The sequence below is a fragment of the Duganella dendranthematis genome (genome assembly GCF_012849375.1).
GTDB classification, from domain to species: Bacteria; Pseudomonadota; Gammaproteobacteria; order Burkholderiales; family Burkholderiaceae_D; genus Rugamonas; species Rugamonas dendranthematis.
Window position 1 is genome coordinate 4,453,014 of the sequence record NZ_CP051684.1, and the last position, 17,499, is coordinate 4,470,512.

Here is a 17,499-nt window from a genome sequence, read left to right on the forward strand (position 1 = left end):
CTTCCATTTCTTGCCATGAACCCAACACAACGCCGGCTCGGCGCCAATGAGCGCCGCATGCTGCACGAGATCCGCCGCCACTGCAGCCTGGCCAAGGCCGAGCTGGCGCGCGTGACCGAACTGAGCACGCAAACCGCGTCGGTCATCATCAACCGGCTGCTGGACGAGCAGCTGGTGCGCAAGCTGGAGGTGCAGCGTGGCAAGGTGGGCCAGCCGTCGCAGCCGATTGCGCTGAATCCGTTGGGAGCGTACGCGATCGGCATCCAGATCGGCCGCCGCATGCTGAAGGTGGTGCTGGTGGATCTGCTCGGCACGGTGCTGGAGCGCTGGGAGCTGGCCTACGCCAGCCCGGACGCCGGACTGATATTCCCGGCCATCGAGCAGCAACTGGCGCGCATGCTGGCCACACTGGGGGCCGAAGCGGCGGCGCGCGTGTGCGGCGTCGGCGTGTCGGCGCCGCGCAATTTTGGTGAATGGGAAGAACTGCTACGCATGCCGGCTGCCGATGCGGCCGAGTGGGGCGGCATGGCCATCGGCCAGCGGGTGCAGGCGTTGACGCCGATGCCGGTCAGTCAGGCCAAGGATACGGCCGCTGCCTGTATGGCCGAATTGCTGGTCGGCCGCGGCCGCGGCCTCGCCAGCTACCTGTACATTTACGTGGATACGCTGGCGGGCGGCAGTCTGGTCATCAACGGCTGGCCGCATGCCGGCGTGCATGGCAATTCCGGCGCGGTCGGCTCGATGCCGATGCAGGCCGCGCGCGACGGTGCGCCGCCGCAGTTGCTGAACGTGGCTTCGCTGGTCACGCTGGAACAGCGCTACGAAGCGGCCGCCCTGGCGTCGGACGCCATGGCCGATGAGCGCGCCTTGCAGCAGCCGTGGTTGCCGCTGACGCAAGCCTGGCTGGCCGAGGCCGCCAATGCGATCGCCTACGCCATCTGTAGCGCGGCCTGTTTGATTGATCTGGACGGGGTGGTGGTGGATGGCCGTTGCGACCGCGCCTTGCTGGCGCAACTGCTGGCGCTGGTGGAACAGGAACTGGGCCGCTATAACTGGGCCGGCGCCGCGCGCCCCGAGCTACAGGCCGGCGAGGTCGGCGACGACGCCAAGGTGATCGGCGCGGCCTATTTGTCGCTGCATGCTAGTTTTGCGCCGCTGCAGGGCTAGCGGCAGCCGGCGCCGACAGGCTTTTCAGGTAGGCGATCAGGGCGGCGCGTTCTTCTTTGCTGCGCACGCGGAAATCCATGTTCTGGCCGGGGAGGAATTTTTCCGGATCGGTCAGCCAGCGGTCGAGCGAGGTTTCGTCCCACACCAGGTTAGCCTTGCGTAGCGCGCGCGAATAGTCGTAGCCCTTGACGCTGCCGGCGCGGCGGCCGAACACGCCGCGATGGTGCGGGCCGGTGTCGTCGACGTCCAGCGTATGGCACTCGGTGCAGCGTTGTTGCCAGACGCGCTGGCCCATTGCGATTTGCCGATTGTCCTGCGCCTGCGCGGCAGCCCCCGCCAGCAGAGCCAGAAAAAGCGTTGAGGCACGGATGAGTATGGTCGATTTCATAATCTGGCTGCGCTTTTTTGTTTGTATATTGCTTATACGCAATTGCATGGCAAATGGATTCACGTCGTTGCCAATAGTCATCTTAGCGGAATTCGATAAGAGTTTTGCAAGTTCGGTGGATAAAAGCGGGCTTTTGCGGTGGGGCGGGCGTAAATCCTTTAAAATAGCGGGTTAAGAAATACTCATGCACAGTCTTGAAGGAATAAAAAATGTCAATTTCCAGCACCGAAGAAATCGTCGCCGAATTGCGCGCTGGCCGCATGGTGATCCTGGTCGATGAGGAAGACCGGGAAAACGAAGGTGACCTGGTGCTCGCGGCGGACTTCGTCACGCCGGAAGCCATCAATTTCATGGTCAAGTACGCGCGCGGCCTGGTGTGCCTGACGCTGACCGAAGAGCGCTGCAACCAGCTGGAACTGTCGATGATGTCGACCAAGAACGGCACCGCGTTCGGCACCAACTTCACCGTCTCGATCGAGGCGGCCGAAGGCGTGACCACCGGCATCTCGGCCGCTGACCGCGCCAAGACCATTCAGGTGGCCGTGGCCAAGGATGCGCAGCCGGCCGATATCGTCCAGCCGGGCCATATCTTCCCGCTGAAGGCGCAAAAGGGCGGCGTGCTAATGCGCGCAGGCCATACCGAAGCCGGTTGCGACCTGACCGCCATGGCCGGCCTGACGCCCGCCTCGGTGATCTGCGAGATCATGAAGGACGACGGCACCATGGCGCGCCTGCCGGACCTGCTGGAATTTGCCAAGGAACACGATCTGAAGATCGGCACCATCGCCGACCTGATCCACTACCGCAGCCGCAATGAATCGCTGGTGGAAAAAGTGGGCGAGCGTCCGCTGAAAACCGCGCAAGGCGAGTTCCGCATGATCGCTTACCGCGACAAGCCGAGCGGCTCGGCCCACCTGGCGCTGGTGCATGGCCAGATCGAGAAGGGCAAAGAAACGCTGGTGCGCGTGCACCAGCCGGTGTCGATCCTGGACGTGCTGGAATCGGAAGCGACCACCCACTCGTGGAACCTGCCGGCCTCGCTGGCGGCGGTGAAGGCGGCCGACAGCGGCGTGATCGTGCTGCTGAACTGCGAGGAAACCGCCGAGCAGTTCTTCGCCCAGTTCGATGCGCTGGACAAGCCGGAAGCGCGCCCGAAAGGTCGCGCCGCCAGCATGGACCTGCGCAGCTACGGCATCGGCGCGCAAATCCTGCGCGAAGTCGGCGTCTGCAAGATGCAGTTGCTGGCCAGCCCGCGCAAGATGCCGTCGATGACCGGCTTCAATCTGGAAGTGACCGGCTACGTTGCCAAACCTGAATAATCAACCAACATACAAGAGGCCATCATGACCGTAGGAAGCTACGAAACAAACCTGAACGGCGAAGACCTGCGCATCGGCGTGGTACAAGCCCGTTTTAACGAAGACATCTGCCACGGCCTGCTGTCGGCCTGCCTGGCTGAGCTCAAGCACTTGGGCGTGGCGGACGAAGACGTGCTGCACGTGACCGTGCCGGGCGCGCTGGAAGTGCCGCTGGTGCTGCAAAAGATGGCGGAGTCGCAGCAGTTCGACGCGCTGATCGCGCTGGGCGCCATCATCCGTGGCGAAACCTACCACTTCGAGCTGGTGTCCAATGAATCGGGCGCAGGCATCACCCGCATCGGCTTAGACTACGGTATCCCGATCGCCAACGCGATCCTGACCACCGAGAACGACGAGCAAGCCGAAGTGCGCATGGCCGTTAAAGGCGCCGACGCTGCGCGCGTGGCGGTCGAGATGGCCAACCTGACCATCGCCCTGGAAGAGCTGAACCAGGATCAAGGCGACGACGAATAAATAGCATCAATACACGAAGGTAAGAATATGACTGAGAACACGACGCACGCTAACCCCAGCAAGAACCGCACGCCGCGTCACCGCGCGCGCGAGTTCGCGCTGCAAGGCTTGTACCAGTGGCTGCTGAACAATGAGTCGGCCTCGACGGTGGTCAACCACATCCGCGGCGCCCACGGTTTCGACAAGGCGGACGCCGAACACTTCACCGTGCTGCTGAACGGCGCCATCGGCTCGTCGGTCGAGCTGCGCGCGACGTTTGCGCCGCTGGTCGACCGTGGCATCAATGAGCTGTCGCCGATTGAACATGCGGTGCTGCTGATCGGCGCTTACGAGCTGAAGAACAACCTGGAAATTCCGTACCGCGTCGTCATTAACGAAGCGGTGGAACTGACCAAGTCGTTCGGCGGTATCGACGGCCACAAGTATGTCAACGGCGTACTGGACAAGCTGGCGCCGCGCCTGCGTCCGGACGAGGTCGCTGCCGACAAGAAGCGCTAAGCTTCCCTGGTATTGTTAAAAGCCACTCACGGTAGCGTGTAGTGGCTTTTTTTATTTGCGGGTTGACCGTGCAGGGGCGTGTCACACAGAATTGATTTTTAGATAATTCTGGAGTCGTCATCGAACCGCATTCCCCTGGCTGGAAACGGCGTGGCTGGCTGGCGCTGATCGCCGGCGTGCACGTGCTGGCGTTTTTATGCTGGCAGACGCCCCAGCGGCCGCTGGCGGCGTCTATTGGTCCACGTGAGGCCATCACCTATATATTAGCGCCCATCACGCCGCCGCCGCAGCGCAAGCCGTTGACGCCGGCGCTCAAGCCGCCGTCGCGCTTGGTGGCGCGCGCGGCCAGAGCGACGCCGCAGGCGCCGACCGTGCAGCCCCAGCCAATTACCACGCCGCCGGTGGCCGATCCGGAGCCCGCGCCGCCGCAAGCCATTACCCAGGCCGTGCCGCCTCCCGATCCGTTCGCACTGCCCGTCAAGCCGGAGCTAGACCTCAAGCAGCGCGCGATTGCAGGGGCTGCGGCGGGGGATAAAGCGGTGCTGAAAGAATCCTTCACACAGCGCGACCGCAAGCTGGTCAACGATGAAACCGCGCTGGCGGCTGCCATGGGCAAAGCTTATCGTGGAGGCGCGATGCGTCAGGTGGAAATGATTGCCGCCGATGGCAGCCGGATCACCAAATTCATTTTGCCGGGCGGCGGGGAGGTCTGCTACACGGCGGCATCCAACAACTTCAGCGGCGGGCGCGACCCGTTTCGGGATAGCGGGCGTGTTGTCGTCAGCAACTGTCCGCGCTGAGAACGAAAAAAAAGCCACTCGACCAGAGTGGCTTTTCGTTGTGCGCGGTGCGCTTACAGACCAGCGATCTGCGTATCGTTGACCGATTTTTCGGCAACAGCCACCGGCGCTGCTGGTTTGCTAGCCGAGGCAGTCATTACTGGATTGGTAGTCGGCACCTTCTTACCCGCCGAAACTTGCTTCAGGCGGTTGTACTCGGCCATGACCTTGCTGCCGTAACCATCATCGGTTTCGAACGCTGCCGCGCCGACGTAGCTCTTCAGACCGGCTTCCACCGAGCCGCCACGGGTCACGTAATCCTTGAGGATCAACGCGCCGACGCGGATATTGGCTACCGGGTTCAGCGCGGCTTGCAGGCCGCCCATGTCCTGGAACTTCTCATGGTGCACTTTAGACATCACTTGCATCAGGCCCTGCGCACCGACCGGGCTTTCCGCGAACGGATTCAGACCGGATTCGATCGACATCACAGCCAGGATCAGCAGCGGATCGAGTTTGATCTCACGGGCCGTCAGGTAAGCGGTCGATACCAGCATGTTGGCGGCATCACCGGCAACGCGGTAACGCTTGGACAGCCAGGTGGTCACCCATTGTTGCTGCTTCTGCGTGCCCAGCAGGGCTTTTTCTTCGGCCGTCAGCGGTGCGGCGGCGGTAGCCGGCGCGGAAGCTGCTGGCGCCTCCATCAGGGCCGTCAGCGGCGGCGCGGTGACGGCGACAGCTTCAACTTCCGGCGCATGGTTCAGGCTATTGCTCAAGGCTTTGGCCAGATCCGGACGAACAAACAGTACTGCCATTACTACCAAAGCGGTAACGCCTACGACGGTCAACGTGTGTTGGGCGGTGGTCAGCACACCCTTTGCCGAAATGCGCGTCGTGGAGAACCACGCGGCTGGCTGGCGAGCCATCAGACGGGCAAACGAAATTGCGCCGGTATTGCTATTAATCATATAGTTCCCCTGAAATGTCCGTAAAAGCGGGTCCCTGCCAGCGTTATACGCAGCTAACCAGGTGCTAATGCCGTGCATCAGAAATATCTCGTTCGTCGCCGCTGTAGAAAAGCGCGCGAGAACGCCATCATTGCTTGCTTGTTGCTGATCTCTCCCGCAGGAGTCAACCAGAATGCAATACAACTATTTTCGGGGAGGAAGGCAGACGCCTTTCGAAAACACTCCTTAAAATGTCATGTGGAGCCCCGACTCCGTGAATGAATGAGCGACAACTTAGGTAGTCCGCATGAGGTCCAGAGACCTGTCTCTCTTCAAGTAGGGTGGATTGTATGAGGCGTTTTATATCAAGTCAATACTAACGACAATCGTCTTTATAACTTTTAAATCTAGAATTTTGCCTTGTGTTCGGTGGAAAACCAATAAAATCAACCACTTGACCTGTATTTTTAAACAGTGCGCTTTAATGTAAGAAAATATTAAAAAACGATGAAATATTCCGATCTGCGAGATTTTATTTCTCAATTGCAAGGAATGGGTGAACTTACACCCATTTTGACCCCTGTTTCGCCACATTTAGAGATGACCGAGGTCTCCGACCGCGTTTTGCGGGCCGGTGGACCAGCGTTGCTGTTCCAGAATCCGACCGGCCACAGCATGCCGGTGCTGACCAATCTGTTCGGCACGCCGAAGCGCGTGGCCTTGGGCATGGGCGCCAGCGACGTCAGCGAACTGCGCAAGATCGGCCATGTGCTGTCGCGCCTGAAAGAGCCGGAGCCACCGAAGGATTTCAAGGACTTGATGGGCCTGGGCTCGCTGGTCAAAGCCGTCTGGGACATGGCGCCGAAGGAACTGCGCGGCGCCAAGTGCCAGGAAATCGTCTGGGAAGGCGCCGATGTCGATTTGTCGAAACTGCCGATCCAGCACTGCTGGCCGGGCGACATCGCGCCCTTAATCACCTGGGGCCTGGTAATTACTAAAGGTCCTAATAAGAAGCGCCAGAATCTGGGCATTTATCGCCAGCAGGTGCTGGGTCCGAACAAGGTCATCATGCGCTGGCTGGCGCATCGCGGCGGCGCGCTGGACTTCCGCGAGCACGCCATCCAGAGCAAGGGCAAGCCGTATCCGATCTGCGTCGCGCTGGGCGCCGATCCCGCTACTATATTAGGTGCGGTGACGCCGGTGCCGGACAGCCTGTCCGAATACCAGTTCGCCGGCCTGCTGCGCGGCAGCCGCACCGAGCTGGTCAAGGCCATCGGCAGCGAGCTGCGGGTGCCGGCGTCGGCCGAGATTGTGCTGGAAGGCCATATCTATCCGGACGAGAATCATCCATCCGGTTACGAGCATGCGCTGGAGGGGCCGTATGGCGACCACACCGGTTACTATAATGAGCAGGACTCGTTCCCTGTGTTCACCATCGACCGCATCACCATGCGCCGCGATCCGATCTATCACTCGACCTATACCGGTAAGCCGCCGGACGAACCGGCCGTGCTGGGCCTGGCGCTGAACGAGGTGTTCATCCCGCTGCTGCAAAAGCAGTTCACCGAGATCACCGATTTCCACCTGCCGGCCGAAGGCTGCAGCTACCGCATGGCAGTGGTGCAGATCAAGAAGCAGTACGCCGGCCACGCCAAGCGCGTGATGTTCGGCGTCTGGAGTTTCCTGCGCCAGTTCATGTACACCAAGTTTATTGTGGTGGTGGACGAGGACGTCAATATCCGCGACTGGAACGAGGTGATCTGGGCGATCACGACCCGCGTCGATCCGACCCGTGACACTACGCTGGTCGACAACACGCCGATCGATTACCTCGACTTCGCCTCGCCGGTGAGCGGCCTGGGCAGCAAGATGGGCATCGACGCCACCAACAAGTGGCCGGGCGAAACCACGCGCGAGTGGGGCACGGTGATCACCATGTCGCCCGACGTGAAAACACGAGTGGATCAAATTTGGCAGGAGCTCGGGCTGTAAGGTATAATGATGTCTGGCGGGCCCCTGCGCATTGTGGCATGGCCAACCTGGTCAGGTCGGGAACGAAGCAGCCACAGCTATTCACCATAAGTGCCGCAGATCAGGCTCGCCTCCTTATTCAACTAAAAGCCATGTGTGCTGAGACGCTCAAGATCGTCTCACGGCCACATGGCTTTTTTCAATTCTACTCAATCCGTTCTCGACTTGTTACAATGGTCGCTTTGGCATCCAGCTATCTACGGTAAAATCCCAGCATGTCCTATCAAGTCCTCGCCCGTAAATACCGCCCTCGGAACTTCGAAACGCTCGTCGGCCAGGAGCACGTGGTGCGCGCGCTGACCCATGCTTTGCATAGCGGCCGGCTGCACCATGCTTATCTGTTCACCGGCACCCGCGGCGTGGGTAAGACCACCTTGTCGCGGATTCTGGCCAAGTCGCTCAACTGCATCGGTCCGGATGGCAATGGTGGCATCACCGCCACGCCGTGCGGCGTGTGCGAGGCCTGCACGGCGATCGATGCGGGCCGCTTTGTCGATTACATCGAGATGGATGCGGCGTCGAATCGCGGCGTGGACGAGATGGCGCAGCTGCTGGAACAGGCGGTGTACGCGCCGAGCAATGCGCGCTTCAAGGTCTATATGATCGATGAGGTGCACATGCTGACCAACCACGCCTTCAACTCGATGCTGAAGACGCTGGAAGAGCCGCCGGAACACGTCAAGTTTATTCTGGCGACCACCGATCCGCAGAAGATTCCGGTGACGGTGCTGTCGCGCTGCCTGCAATTCAATCTGAAGCAGATGCCGCCGGGCCACATCATCGGCCACCTGGAAAACATTCTGGGGCAGGAAGGCATTAGCTTTGAACAGCCGGCGCTGCGCTTGCTGGCGGCCGGCGCCCACGGTTCGATGCGCGATGCGCTGTCGCTGACCGACCAGGCGATTGCCTACGCCGCCGGCGAAGTCACGCTGGATGCGGTGCAGGGCATGCTGGGGGCGCTGGATCAGTCGTATCTGATTCGTCTGCTCGATGCGCTGGCGGCGCAGGATGGCGCCGATCTGCTGGCGGTGGCCGATGAGATGGCGGCGCGCAGCCTGTCTTATAACGGCGCTTTGCAGGATCTGGGCACCTTGCTGCACCGGATCGCGCTGGCGCAGACGGTGCCGGCTGCGTTGCCGGACGACTTGCCGGAGTATGCCGATATCGTGCGTCTAGCCGCTGCGTTCGATGCGGAAGAGGTGCAGCTGTATTATCAGATCGCGGTACATGGCCGCAACGAGCTGGGCCTGGCGCCGGATGAGTATGCCGGCTTCTCGATGACCTTGTTACGGATGTTGGCCTTTCGTCCCGGCGTAGGCGGGGCAGAGGGACAAGCGCCTGCGGCGCCGGCGGTATCGCGCCAGGCGGCGATGGCGTCGGCGCGTGCTGCGGCTGGAGCCGGTGCAGCGCCGGCCCGCGCGGCCGCCAATGTCCAGGCGAATCACGCCAGCGTGGTGCCGCCGTCGGTCATCGCCGGCGCGGCCGCCATGGCGCGCAATGATGCGGCTGCCGCTGCGCCACGCACTGCCGCTGCTGCGGCGCCGGCCCCTGCGCCGCAAGCCGCCGCACCGGCGCCGCGAGTCGCATCGCCAGCGCCGCAAGCCGCCGCGCCAGCTCCCGCGCCGCAGGCTGCGGCACCGGCACCGGCACCGGCACCGGCACCGGCACCGGCACCGGCTTCCGGCGCGCCGATCAGCACCGCGCGCGCCGCCATTACCGCAGCTTTGGAGGCTGCACGCGCCGCCTCCCGCCCCGGTGCGCGTTCGTCCGCCCCTGCGCCAAGCGCGCCAGCCGCGTCCGGCGCTGCGCCTGCGGCACCAGTCGCCGCGCCGCCGAGTGCCGCGCCGCAAGCACCTGCTGCGTCGTACACGCCGCCCGCCGCACTTTCGCGTCCCGCACCGTGGGAAGACATTCCGCCAGCCGCCGATGGTGGCGCGGCGGTTCTGGAAGCGCCTGTCCGCGTGGCGCCGCCAGTGGCCGCACCGCAGCAGGTCGCGCCCGCCCCGCAGGCCAGGCAGCAAGCCGTTGAAGACGACGTACCATCCTGGGTCACCGAATTCTCGGACGACAGCGCAGTTGCCGCGCCAGCTTCATCGCATCCCTACGCGCCGTCGCCATCGGCGGGACAGCCTGAAGACCCGCACGCCATCGCCATGCCAGCCCGCGCCGCGCCGGCGCCCGCCAAGGCGCCGTACGCCTACGTGATCACGCCAGTCCCGGAACTCAACTGGGACGGCAACTGGCCCGCCGTGGCCGCCGCCTTGCCACTGCGCGGCACTGCCCAGCAACTGGCGATGCAAGCCGAGATGGTGAGCTGCACGTTTGAAGGCAACGCCGCCGTGTTCACGCTGCGCGTGCCGATCGAAACCTGGCGCACCCCCGGCAACCTGGAAAAACTGACCACCGCGCTGACCGAACGCTTCGGCCGCACGGTGCGCGTCGATAGCGAACTGGGCGCCGTCTGGTACACCGGCAGCGCCGAGGCGCAGGCCTACCGCGACGCCTGCCAGCGCGCTGCCGAGGACATCGTCGCCAACGATCCTTTTGTGAACAGCATGATCCGCGAACTGGATGCCTGGGTGGTCCCGGGCACCGTGGTGCCGCCGCAGTTTAGTGCGGCAGCGGCCGGCTGATCGCCATCTTTATCTAACACTCGGAGAACTCCATCATGATGAAAAACCAACTCGCCGGCCTGATGAAACAAGCCCAGGCTATGCAAGACAATATGAAAAAAGCCCAGGAATCGCTGGCGCTGATCGAAGTGGAAGGCCAGTCGGGCGCCGGCCTGGTCAAGGTCGTGATGACCTGCAAGAACGACGTCAAGCGTGTCTCGATCGACCCATCGCTGCTGGCCGACGACAAAGACATGCTGGAAGACCTGGTCGCCGCCGCCTTCAACGACGCCGTGCGCAAAGCGGAAGCCACCGCCGCCGAAAAAATGGGCGGCCTGACCTCGGGCATGAACCTGCCGGCCGGCTTCAAGATGCCTTTCTAAGGAACCATGGCCAAATCGCTGGAATTCCTGACCGAGGCACTGCGCCGCTTGCCTGGCGTCGGCCCCAAGTCGGCCCAGCGAATGGCGTTCCACCTGCTGCAGCATGACCGCGAAGGCGCGGACATGCTGTCGCGCGCGCTGCACCAGGCGGTCAACGCCGTGCACCACTGCGCACTCTGCAATACCTTCACCGAAGAAGAAGTCTGCGACACCTGTAACGACGAGCAGCGCGACCGTCGTCTGCTGTGCGTGGTCGAGACGCCGGCCGATCAGCTGATGATCGAGCAGACGCTGACCTACAAAGGCCTGTACTTCGTGCTGATGGGGCGGCTGTCGCCGCTGGACGGCATCGGGCCCAAGGACATTCACTTGGAAAAGCTGGTGGCGCGCGCCGCCGATGGGCTGGTCACCGAAGTGGTGCTGGCCACCAATTTCACCAATGAAGGCGAGGCTACCGCGCACTACATCAGCGAAATGCTGAAGGCGCGCGGCTTGCACGTCAGCCGTCTGGCGCGTGGCGTGCCGGTCGGTGGCGAACTCGAATATGTGGACGCCGGCACCATCGCCCGCGCCATGCTGGACCGGAGAGCGACTTGAGCAAGAACACTTCCGGCCCGTTGGCCGGCATCAAGGTACTGGAACTGGGCACGCTGATCGCGGGCCCTTTTTGTGCGCGCATGCTGGCCGAGTTTGGCGCCGAAGTCATCAAGGTCGAATCGCCCGATGGCGGCGATCCGATCCGCAAATGGCGCGTGCTGAAGGACGGCACCTCGCTGTGGTGGTCGGTGCAGTCGCGCAACAAGAAATCGCTGACCCTGAACATGAAGCATCCGCAGGGCCGCGAGATCGCGCGCAAGCTGGCGCTGGAAGCCGACATCATCATCGAGAATTATCGCCCTGGCGTGCTGGAGAAGTGGGAGCTCGGCTACGAACAGCTGAAAGCGCTCGATCCGTCCATCATCATGGTGCGCCTGTCCGGCTTTGGTCAGACCGGGCCGATGAAGGATTTGCCGGGCTTTGGCGCAATCGGCGAATCGATGGGCGGGCTGCGTTATGTGTCCGGCCATGCCGACCGGCCGCCGGTGCGCGTGGGCGTGTCGATCGGCGACTCGGTGGCGGCCCTGCACGGCGTGATCGGCGCCATGATGGCCTTGCGTCACCGCGACGCCACCGGCGGCAAGCTGAAAGGCGAGGGCCAGATGGTGGACGTGGCGCTGTACGAATCCGTGTTCAACCTGATGGAATCGCTGGTGCCGGAGTTTGACCATGCCGGCGTGGTGCGCGAGCGGACCGGTGGTTCGCTGCCGGGCATCGTGCCATCCAATACCTATACCACCAGCGATGGCGAGAACATCGTCATCGCCGGCAATGGCGACGCGATCTTCAAGCGGCTGGCGCTGGCCATGGGCCGCATTGACATGGCCGGTGATGCCGAGCTGGAGCGCAACGATGGCCGCGTCAGGCACACGCAGATGATCGACGACGCCATCCAGGCCTGGTGCGACACGCAGACCATCGACAGCGCGCTGGCGGTGCTGAAAGCGGCCGACGTCCCGGCTGGCAAAATCTACTCGGTGCGCGACATGATGACCGACCCGCAATTCCTCGCGCGCGAGATGTTCGAGCAGCATCAGTTCGCCGATGGCACGCCGGTCAAGCTGCCGGCCATCTCGCCCAAATTATCAGCGACGCCGGGTCACACCAAATGGCTGGGCCCAACGCTTGGCCAGCATAACGACGAAGTCCTGCAGTCCCTGGGCTACACCGCCGCCGCCATCGCCGCCATGAAGCAGGATGGGGTGCTGTAGTTCACACCGTAGCGAGCGCGGTTTGGCTGGCCAGCATGCGGTGGATTGTGTCGGGCGGCGAGGGATGGCCGAGGTAGTAGCCTTGCACCATGTCGCAGCCGTATTGTTCCAGCAGCACCAGCTGGGCGTCGGTCTCCACGCCTTCGGCCACGACGGCCATCTTCAGCCCGTGCGCCATGGCGATGATGGCGCGGGTGATGGCGGCGTTTTCGGAGTCCAGCGGCAGCCCGCTGATAAAGCTCTTGTCGATTTTCAGCGCGCGCACGTCGAAGCGCTTGAGGTAGTTCATCGACGAGTAGCCGGTGCCGAAGTCATCGATCGACAGATACACGCCGATGCCGCGCAGCTGTTCCAGCGTGGCCATGGTGGCGCGCGCATCGTCCATCAGCGTGCCTTCGGTCAGTTCCAGTTCCAGCAGCTCGGCCGGCAGGCCGGTGTCGTGCAGCGCCGACAGCACGATCTGCATCAGATTCTCATCCTTGAACTGCTTGGCCGACAGGTTGACCGCCACCCGCACCGGCGGCTTGCCCTGCGTCTGCCATGCCATGGCTTGCTGGCAGGCGGTACGCAGCACCCATTCGCCGATCGGCACGATCAGCCCGGTCTCTTCGGCCAAGGGAATGAATTCGGTCGGCGAGATCACGCCGCGCTCGGGATGGCGCCAGCGCACCAGCGCTTCAAAGCCGGTGATCTGCGCGCTGGCGACATCGATCTGCGGCTGGTACAGCAAGTACAGTTCGTCGTTCTGCAAGGCCTTGCGCAAGCCCACCTCCAGCTTGACGTGGCTCATGATCTGCATGGTCAGCGATGAGCTGTACAGCTTGGCGTTGTTCTTGCCGCAGTTCTTGGCGTGGTACATGGCGGTGTCGGCATACTTGAGCAGCGAGTTGCAGTCCTCGCCATCTTCCGGATACAGCGAGATGCCGATGCTGGCGGTGACGAAGATTTCGTGCGCGTCCAGCAGGAACGGCCGGCGCATCGCTTCCTTGACGCGGTGCGCGACGTTGAGCGCATCTTCCACCCGCTCCAGGTCGGGAATCAGGATGGTGAATTCGTCGCCGCCCAGCCGCGCCAGGTTGGTGGCGGCCTCGGTGCGCGAGATCAGGTCGCCCGGCCGCGTGGTTTCGCGCAGGCGTTCGGAAACGGCCTTGAGTAGATGGTCGCCGACGTCGTGGCCCAGCGTGTCGTTGATGCGCTTGAAGGCATCCAGGTCCATGAACAGCACGGCGAATTTCTTGTTAGCCTTGCGCGAGCGCGACAGCTCGGCTTCCAGCGTTTCCAGAAAGGCCTGGCGGTTGGGAATGCCGGTCAGCGAATCGCAATAGGCCAGACGGCGGATCTGCTCCTCGCTGCGTTTGCGTTCGCTGATGTCGCGTACCAGGCCCAGTACCTCGTCCGGTCCGGTGGCCACCAGCCGCGCCTCGAAATGGCGCACCGGCTGCGGCGCCGGATGTTCGCCGTGGCGCACGCGCGGCGCCGGGCCGGGTTGTGGCAGTTCGTAGTCCAGCGAGTGGATGTGCTGGGTGTCCAGCACCGTTTGCACCTGCTCCAGCATGTGTTCGGCGATGTCGGCCGGCAGCACCTGGCTCAGGTGCTGGCCGACGCAGCGCTCGGTGGAGAACACGCTGCTGGCCTCGTGGCCCTGTTCGTAGTCGAGGTAATAGCCATCCTTGTTCATGCGGAAGAAGGTGTCCGGAATGGCCGCCAGCACGGCGCGGTGCTGGGCGTCAGCGATGCGCAGGCGGCTGATGGCGTCGCTGGCGCGCAGCACGTACAGCACGCGGTGGCCGAGGATTGGCCAGTTGATCGGCTTGGAGACGAAGTCGGTGGCACCGGCCTCGTAGGCGCGGGTCACCGATTCCAGCTCGTCGCCGCCGGTGACCATGATGATGGGCACGCTCACCTGCGTTTCCAGCCGGCGAATTTCGCGGCACACGCTGAAGCCGTCCATGCCGGGCATGTCGACGTCCAGCAGCACCAGGTCGGGCGCCACGCTGTGGTAGCAGGCCAGCGCCTTGACGCCGTCCTCGGCCTCGATGGCGTCCAGGCCGACCTGGGCTAGCATCTCCAGCATCAGCAGCCGCATGGTGGGATCGTCGTCGGCGACCAATACCAGGCCGCGTTTGGGGGAAGTTGCCATGATCAGGTTTCCTTTTCCAGCATTGCTCCCAACGCCTGCCGCGCGGCCTGGAAAGATCGTTCCATGTCAGCCAGCAGGACAGCGGCGCCGGCGGTGGTATCGTTGCGTCCCAGTTGCTCCAGCTCTTTGCTGCGCTGGGCCAGTGCGTTGGCGCCGACATTGGCGGCGCTGGATTTGAGACTGTGTGCGCTCTTGCGCAGTTGTTCGGCATCGTCGGCGGCAATCGCCTGGCGCAGGGTGTGCAGGTGGCCCGGCGTGTCGTTCAGAAAGGCTTGCAGCACGCGTTCCAGCAGCGCGTCGCCGTTGGCCGGGCTGAGGGCGCGGATGTTATCCAGTGCTTGTTGGTTGATCGGTTCGTCATTGGGCGGCGGCGGTTCGGCCAGCGCGGCCGATGTAGCCGGCACGCGCGGCAGGCTGATCCAGCGCGACAATGTCTGGCCCAGTGCCTGCTGCGTGAAGGGCTTACTCAGGTAATCATCCATGCCGGCCGCCAGGCAGGATTCGCGGTCGCCTTGCAGCGCGTTGGCGGTGATGGCGATGATCGGCAGGCTGCGCGCGCGGCCGCGTTGCTGTTCGTGGCGGCGGATTTCGGTGGTGGCGGCAAAACCATCCATCACCGGCATCTGGCAATCCATCAGGATCAGGTCGAAATCGTCGGCCTGCACCGAGTGCAGCGCTTCCTCGCCGTTGCAGGCGCGGCTGACGTCCAGTCCCAGGCCTTCCAGCATGGCGCTGGCGACTTCGACGTTGACGGGATTGTCTTCCGCCAGCAGTACCTTGCGGCGCTTGCGCGGACGTGTGCCCGCCAGTGCGCCGGTGCTGAGTGCGCTGACCGGCGGCGCCGTCACCGCCACCGCCACCGCCATCGAATCGGCCAGGTTGGGCGGGCGCGGCGTCGTGGTTTCGGCCGCAGTCGCGTCCGCTGCCGGCCGGCTGTCGCGACCGCGCACCGGGGTGACGATGGCGTCGTACAGGTCGCACTCGCGTGGCGGCTTGATCAGTTGGAAGGCGACGCCGGCGGCGCGCCGTTGTACGCCGTCGGCGGCATTGCGCTCGGTGCTGAGCAACAGCAGGCGGGTGGGCGTCAGCGTGCGGTCGGCGCGGACGGCGGCCGCCAGCGCCAGGCCGGAAGTGCGCGGCTGTTCCATGTCGAGCAGCACCACGTCGTAGGGCTGGTCGCGTGCCGCCGCCTGCCGCAGTTGGGACACGGCCTCGTTAGCGGTGGCGCTGGCATGGCTGATGCGCCAGGCCGCCAGTTGCCGTTCCAGCGCGGCACGGCTGGCCGGTTGTTCATCGACAATCAAAGCGCGGATTCCCTGGGTTGCGGTGGATGGATCGTCGATATCGATACGACGTTTGTCAAAATTTACGGCAAACCAAAAGACCGATCCTTGAGTTAGCGCATGGTCGACGCCTATTGTGCCGCCCATTAATTCCACCAGTTGCTTGGAGATCGCCAGGCCCAGTCCGGTGCCGCCGTGCTTGCGCGTGGTGGAACCGTCCGCTTGCGAGAAGGAATCGAAGATGCGTGCGCGCGCTTCGGACGAAACGCCGATGCCGCTGTCATGCACCTCGAAACGCAGGCCGACCGATTGCGCATCTTCCTGCGCGACGACCACCTTGAGCATGATCTGGCCGCTGTCGGTGAACTTGATGGCGTTGCCGAGCAGATTGAAAATCACCTGCCGCAGCCGGTTGGGATCGCCGCAGATGCTGAGCGGGATGTTGTAGGCGATGTCCAGCTCCAGCCGCAACCCCTTGGCGTGCGCCTGCGGCGAGAACACATTGTCGATGTCGGCCAGCAGGTCGCGGAAATTGAAGTGGATGTATTCCACCGTCAGCTTGCCGGCTTCGATCTTGGAGAAGTCGAGGATGTCGTTGATGATCACCAGCAGATGCTCACCTGAGCGCTTGACCATGCTGGTGTAGTGGCGTTGCTGTTCCGTCAGGCGCGTGGCCAGCAGCAGCTCGGTCATGCCGAGCACGCCATTCATCGGCGTGCGGATTTCGTGGCTCATGGTGGCGAGGAAGGCACTCTTGGCCTGGCTGGCGGCCTCGGCCGAGTTCTTGGCTTTTTCCAGCTGCTCGGTGCGCACGCTGACCTGGCGTTCCAGCTGGTCGCGATATTCGGCCAGCGCGGCGTCGCGGCCTTCCACCTGCGCCAGCATGTCGTTGAAGCTGTCGATCAGCGCCCCCAGCTCGTCGCTGCGCTGGTGGACAATGCGCGGCGTCGCGTGACCACGGCTGACCTGCTGGGCGGCGGCGATCAACTGGCCGACCGGTTCGGCGATGCTGCCCTTGAAGCGGGCCGCCGTCAGCAGCGCCATCATGAACGACAGCGCGGCGGCGGCGATGGCGGCGCCGAGGTTTTTCAGGATGTCCAGCCACATCCGCAGTTGCGAACTTTCCAGCATCACCACGCCGACCGCCGTCTCGCCATCGCGCAGCACGCGGTAGACGCGTAGCGCCGGCGCCCATGGCGCGCCGCTGCGTTCGCTGCTGACGTCGGCCGCGCTGACGCTGGCGCTCAGCTTATCCGGTCCGGTCTGCTTCTGCGGCAGGCGCGGCGAGGTGTAGCGTGCCAGCAGCTTGCCGTCGCTGTCGTACAGCGCTGCTTGCAGAATGTCTTCCTCGACCGCCAGCGTGGCAAGGGTCTGCTCGGCCTGGTGGCGGTCGACGTACAACAGGGCGGTGCGGCTGTTGCTGCCGATGACGCCGGCCAACGATGAGAGTTGCTGACGCGAATCCTCGCTGTGGCTGAGCACGGCGGTGGCGGCAAATGCGACGAACACCAGCAGCAAGGCGCTACCAGTGGACACCACGGACATGATCGTGAGCTTTTGGCTCAGACCGGAACGTTCAAAGTTGAACATCGCGCGCCTCTCAATAAATTCCAATAGGAAAAATATATGTA

General features: G+C 63.4%; 14 protein-coding genes and 1 other RNA gene. 11 read left to right on the forward strand and 4 right to left on the reverse strand.

Features of this window, described 5'->3' with window-relative positions; genetic code table 11:
* The first annotated feature begins 15 nt into the window (after nt 1-15).
* On the forward strand, nt 16-1,167 hold the full coding sequence (locus tag HH213_RS20385; RefSeq protein ID WP_169113448.1) for an ROK family transcriptional regulator: 1,152 nt from the start codon (nt 16-18) through the stop codon (nt 1,165-1,167).
* Here the strand turns inward: HH213_RS20385 and HH213_RS20390 are convergent.
* On the reverse strand, nt 1,142-1,462 hold the full coding sequence (locus HH213_RS20390; RefSeq protein ID WP_110849931.1) for a c-type cytochrome: 321 nt from the start codon (nt 1,460-1,462) through the stop codon (nt 1,142-1,144). The genes HH213_RS20385 and HH213_RS20390 overlap by 26 nt on opposite strands.
* Nucleotides 1,463-1,764: 302 nt before the next feature.
* On the opposite strand from HH213_RS20390, the gene ribBA reads away from it, so the two are divergent.
* The 4 genes from ribBA to HH213_RS20410 all read left to right on the forward strand — a co-directional run bounded on the left by ribBA (nt 1,765) and on the right by HH213_RS20410 (nt 4,685).
* Complete coding sequence (gene ribBA, locus HH213_RS20395) at nt 1,765-2,874, forward strand: bifunctional 3,4-dihydroxy-2-butanone-4-phosphate synthase/GTP cyclohydrolase II (protein WP_110849840.1); 1,110 nt, start codon at nt 1,765-1,767, stop codon at nt 2,872-2,874.
* 24 nt (nt 2,875-2,898) lie between these two features.
* Complete coding sequence (gene ribH / locus HH213_RS20400; protein ID WP_110849839.1) at nt 2,899-3,387, forward strand: 6,7-dimethyl-8-ribityllumazine synthase; 489 nt, start codon at nt 2,899-2,901, stop codon at nt 3,385-3,387.
* Nucleotides 3,388-3,414: 27 nt separating this feature from the next.
* Nucleotides 3,415-3,885 carry a transcription antitermination factor NusB gene (gene nusB / locus HH213_RS20405; protein ID WP_110849838.1) on the forward strand — a complete coding sequence of 157 codons (471 nt, stop codon included), beginning with the start codon at nt 3,415-3,417 and terminating at the stop codon, nt 3,883-3,885.
* 182 nt (nt 3,886-4,067) lie between these two features.
* Nucleotides 4,068-4,685: a superantigen-like protein SSL4 gene (locus tag HH213_RS20410; RefSeq protein WP_169113450.1), complete on the forward strand. Its 618-nt coding sequence runs from the start codon at nt 4,068-4,070 to the stop codon at nt 4,683-4,685.
* A gap of 53 nt (nt 4,686-4,738) precedes the next feature.
* On the opposite strand, the gene HH213_RS20415 is transcribed toward HH213_RS20410, so the two are convergent.
* On the reverse strand, nt 4,739-5,632 hold the full coding sequence (locus HH213_RS20415; protein WP_169113451.1) for a transglycosylase SLT domain-containing protein: 894 nt from the start codon (nt 5,630-5,632) through the stop codon (nt 4,739-4,741).
* A gap of 486 nt (nt 5,633-6,118) precedes the next feature.
* On the opposite strand from HH213_RS20415, the gene ubiD reads away from it, so the two are divergent.
* The 6 genes from ubiD (at nt 6,119) to HH213_RS20445 (ending at nt 12,445) form a co-directional block, all read left to right on the forward strand.
* Nucleotides 6,119-7,603: a 4-hydroxy-3-polyprenylbenzoate decarboxylase gene (ubiD, locus tag HH213_RS20420; protein WP_169113452.1), complete on the forward strand. Its 1,485-nt coding sequence runs from the start codon at nt 6,119-6,121 to the stop codon at nt 7,601-7,603.
* Between the two features lie 15 nt (nt 7,604-7,618).
* Nucleotides 7,619-7,717: signal recognition particle sRNA small type (gene ffs / locus HH213_RS20425), an RNA gene on the forward strand.
* 140 nt (nt 7,718-7,857) lie between these two features.
* Entirely contained in the window at nt 7,858-10,275 is a 2,418-nt protein-coding gene (gene dnaX / locus HH213_RS20430) for a DNA polymerase III subunit gamma/tau (RefSeq protein WP_169113453.1), read from the forward strand.
* A 35-nt stretch (nt 10,276-10,310) separates the two neighbouring features.
* The gene (locus tag HH213_RS20435; protein ID WP_110849834.1) at nt 10,311-10,637 is read left to right on the forward strand and encodes a YbaB/EbfC family nucleoid-associated protein; all 327 of its coding nucleotides are present in this window, start codon (nt 10,311-10,313) and stop codon (nt 10,635-10,637) included.
* Nucleotides 10,638-10,643: 6 nt separating this feature from the next.
* On the forward strand, nt 10,644-11,234 hold the full coding sequence (gene recR, locus HH213_RS20440; protein ID WP_110849833.1) for a recombination mediator RecR: 591 nt from the start codon (nt 10,644-10,646) through the stop codon (nt 11,232-11,234).
* A complete protein-coding gene (locus tag HH213_RS20445; RefSeq protein WP_169113454.1) occupies nt 11,231-12,445 on the forward strand; it encodes a CaiB/BaiF CoA transferase family protein in 1,215 nt (404 codons plus the stop codon). Before recR ends, HH213_RS20445 begins: the two co-directional genes overlap by 4 nt.
* Nucleotide 12,446: 1 nt before the next feature.
* Here HH213_RS20445 and HH213_RS20450 read toward each other — a convergent pair whose 3' ends face one another.
* Together HH213_RS20450 and HH213_RS20455 are read right to left on the reverse strand one after the other, a co-directional pair.
* On the reverse strand, nt 12,447-14,585 hold the full coding sequence (locus HH213_RS20450) for a putative bifunctional diguanylate cyclase/phosphodiesterase (RefSeq protein WP_169113455.1): 2,139 nt from the start codon (nt 14,583-14,585) through the stop codon (nt 12,447-12,449).
* 2 nt (nt 14,586-14,587) lie between these two features.
* Nucleotides 14,588-17,458, reverse strand: coding sequence for a response regulator (locus HH213_RS20455; protein ID WP_169113456.1), 2,871 nt, complete (start codon nt 17,456-17,458; stop codon nt 14,588-14,590).
* Nucleotides 17,459-17,499 lie beyond the last annotated feature (41 nt).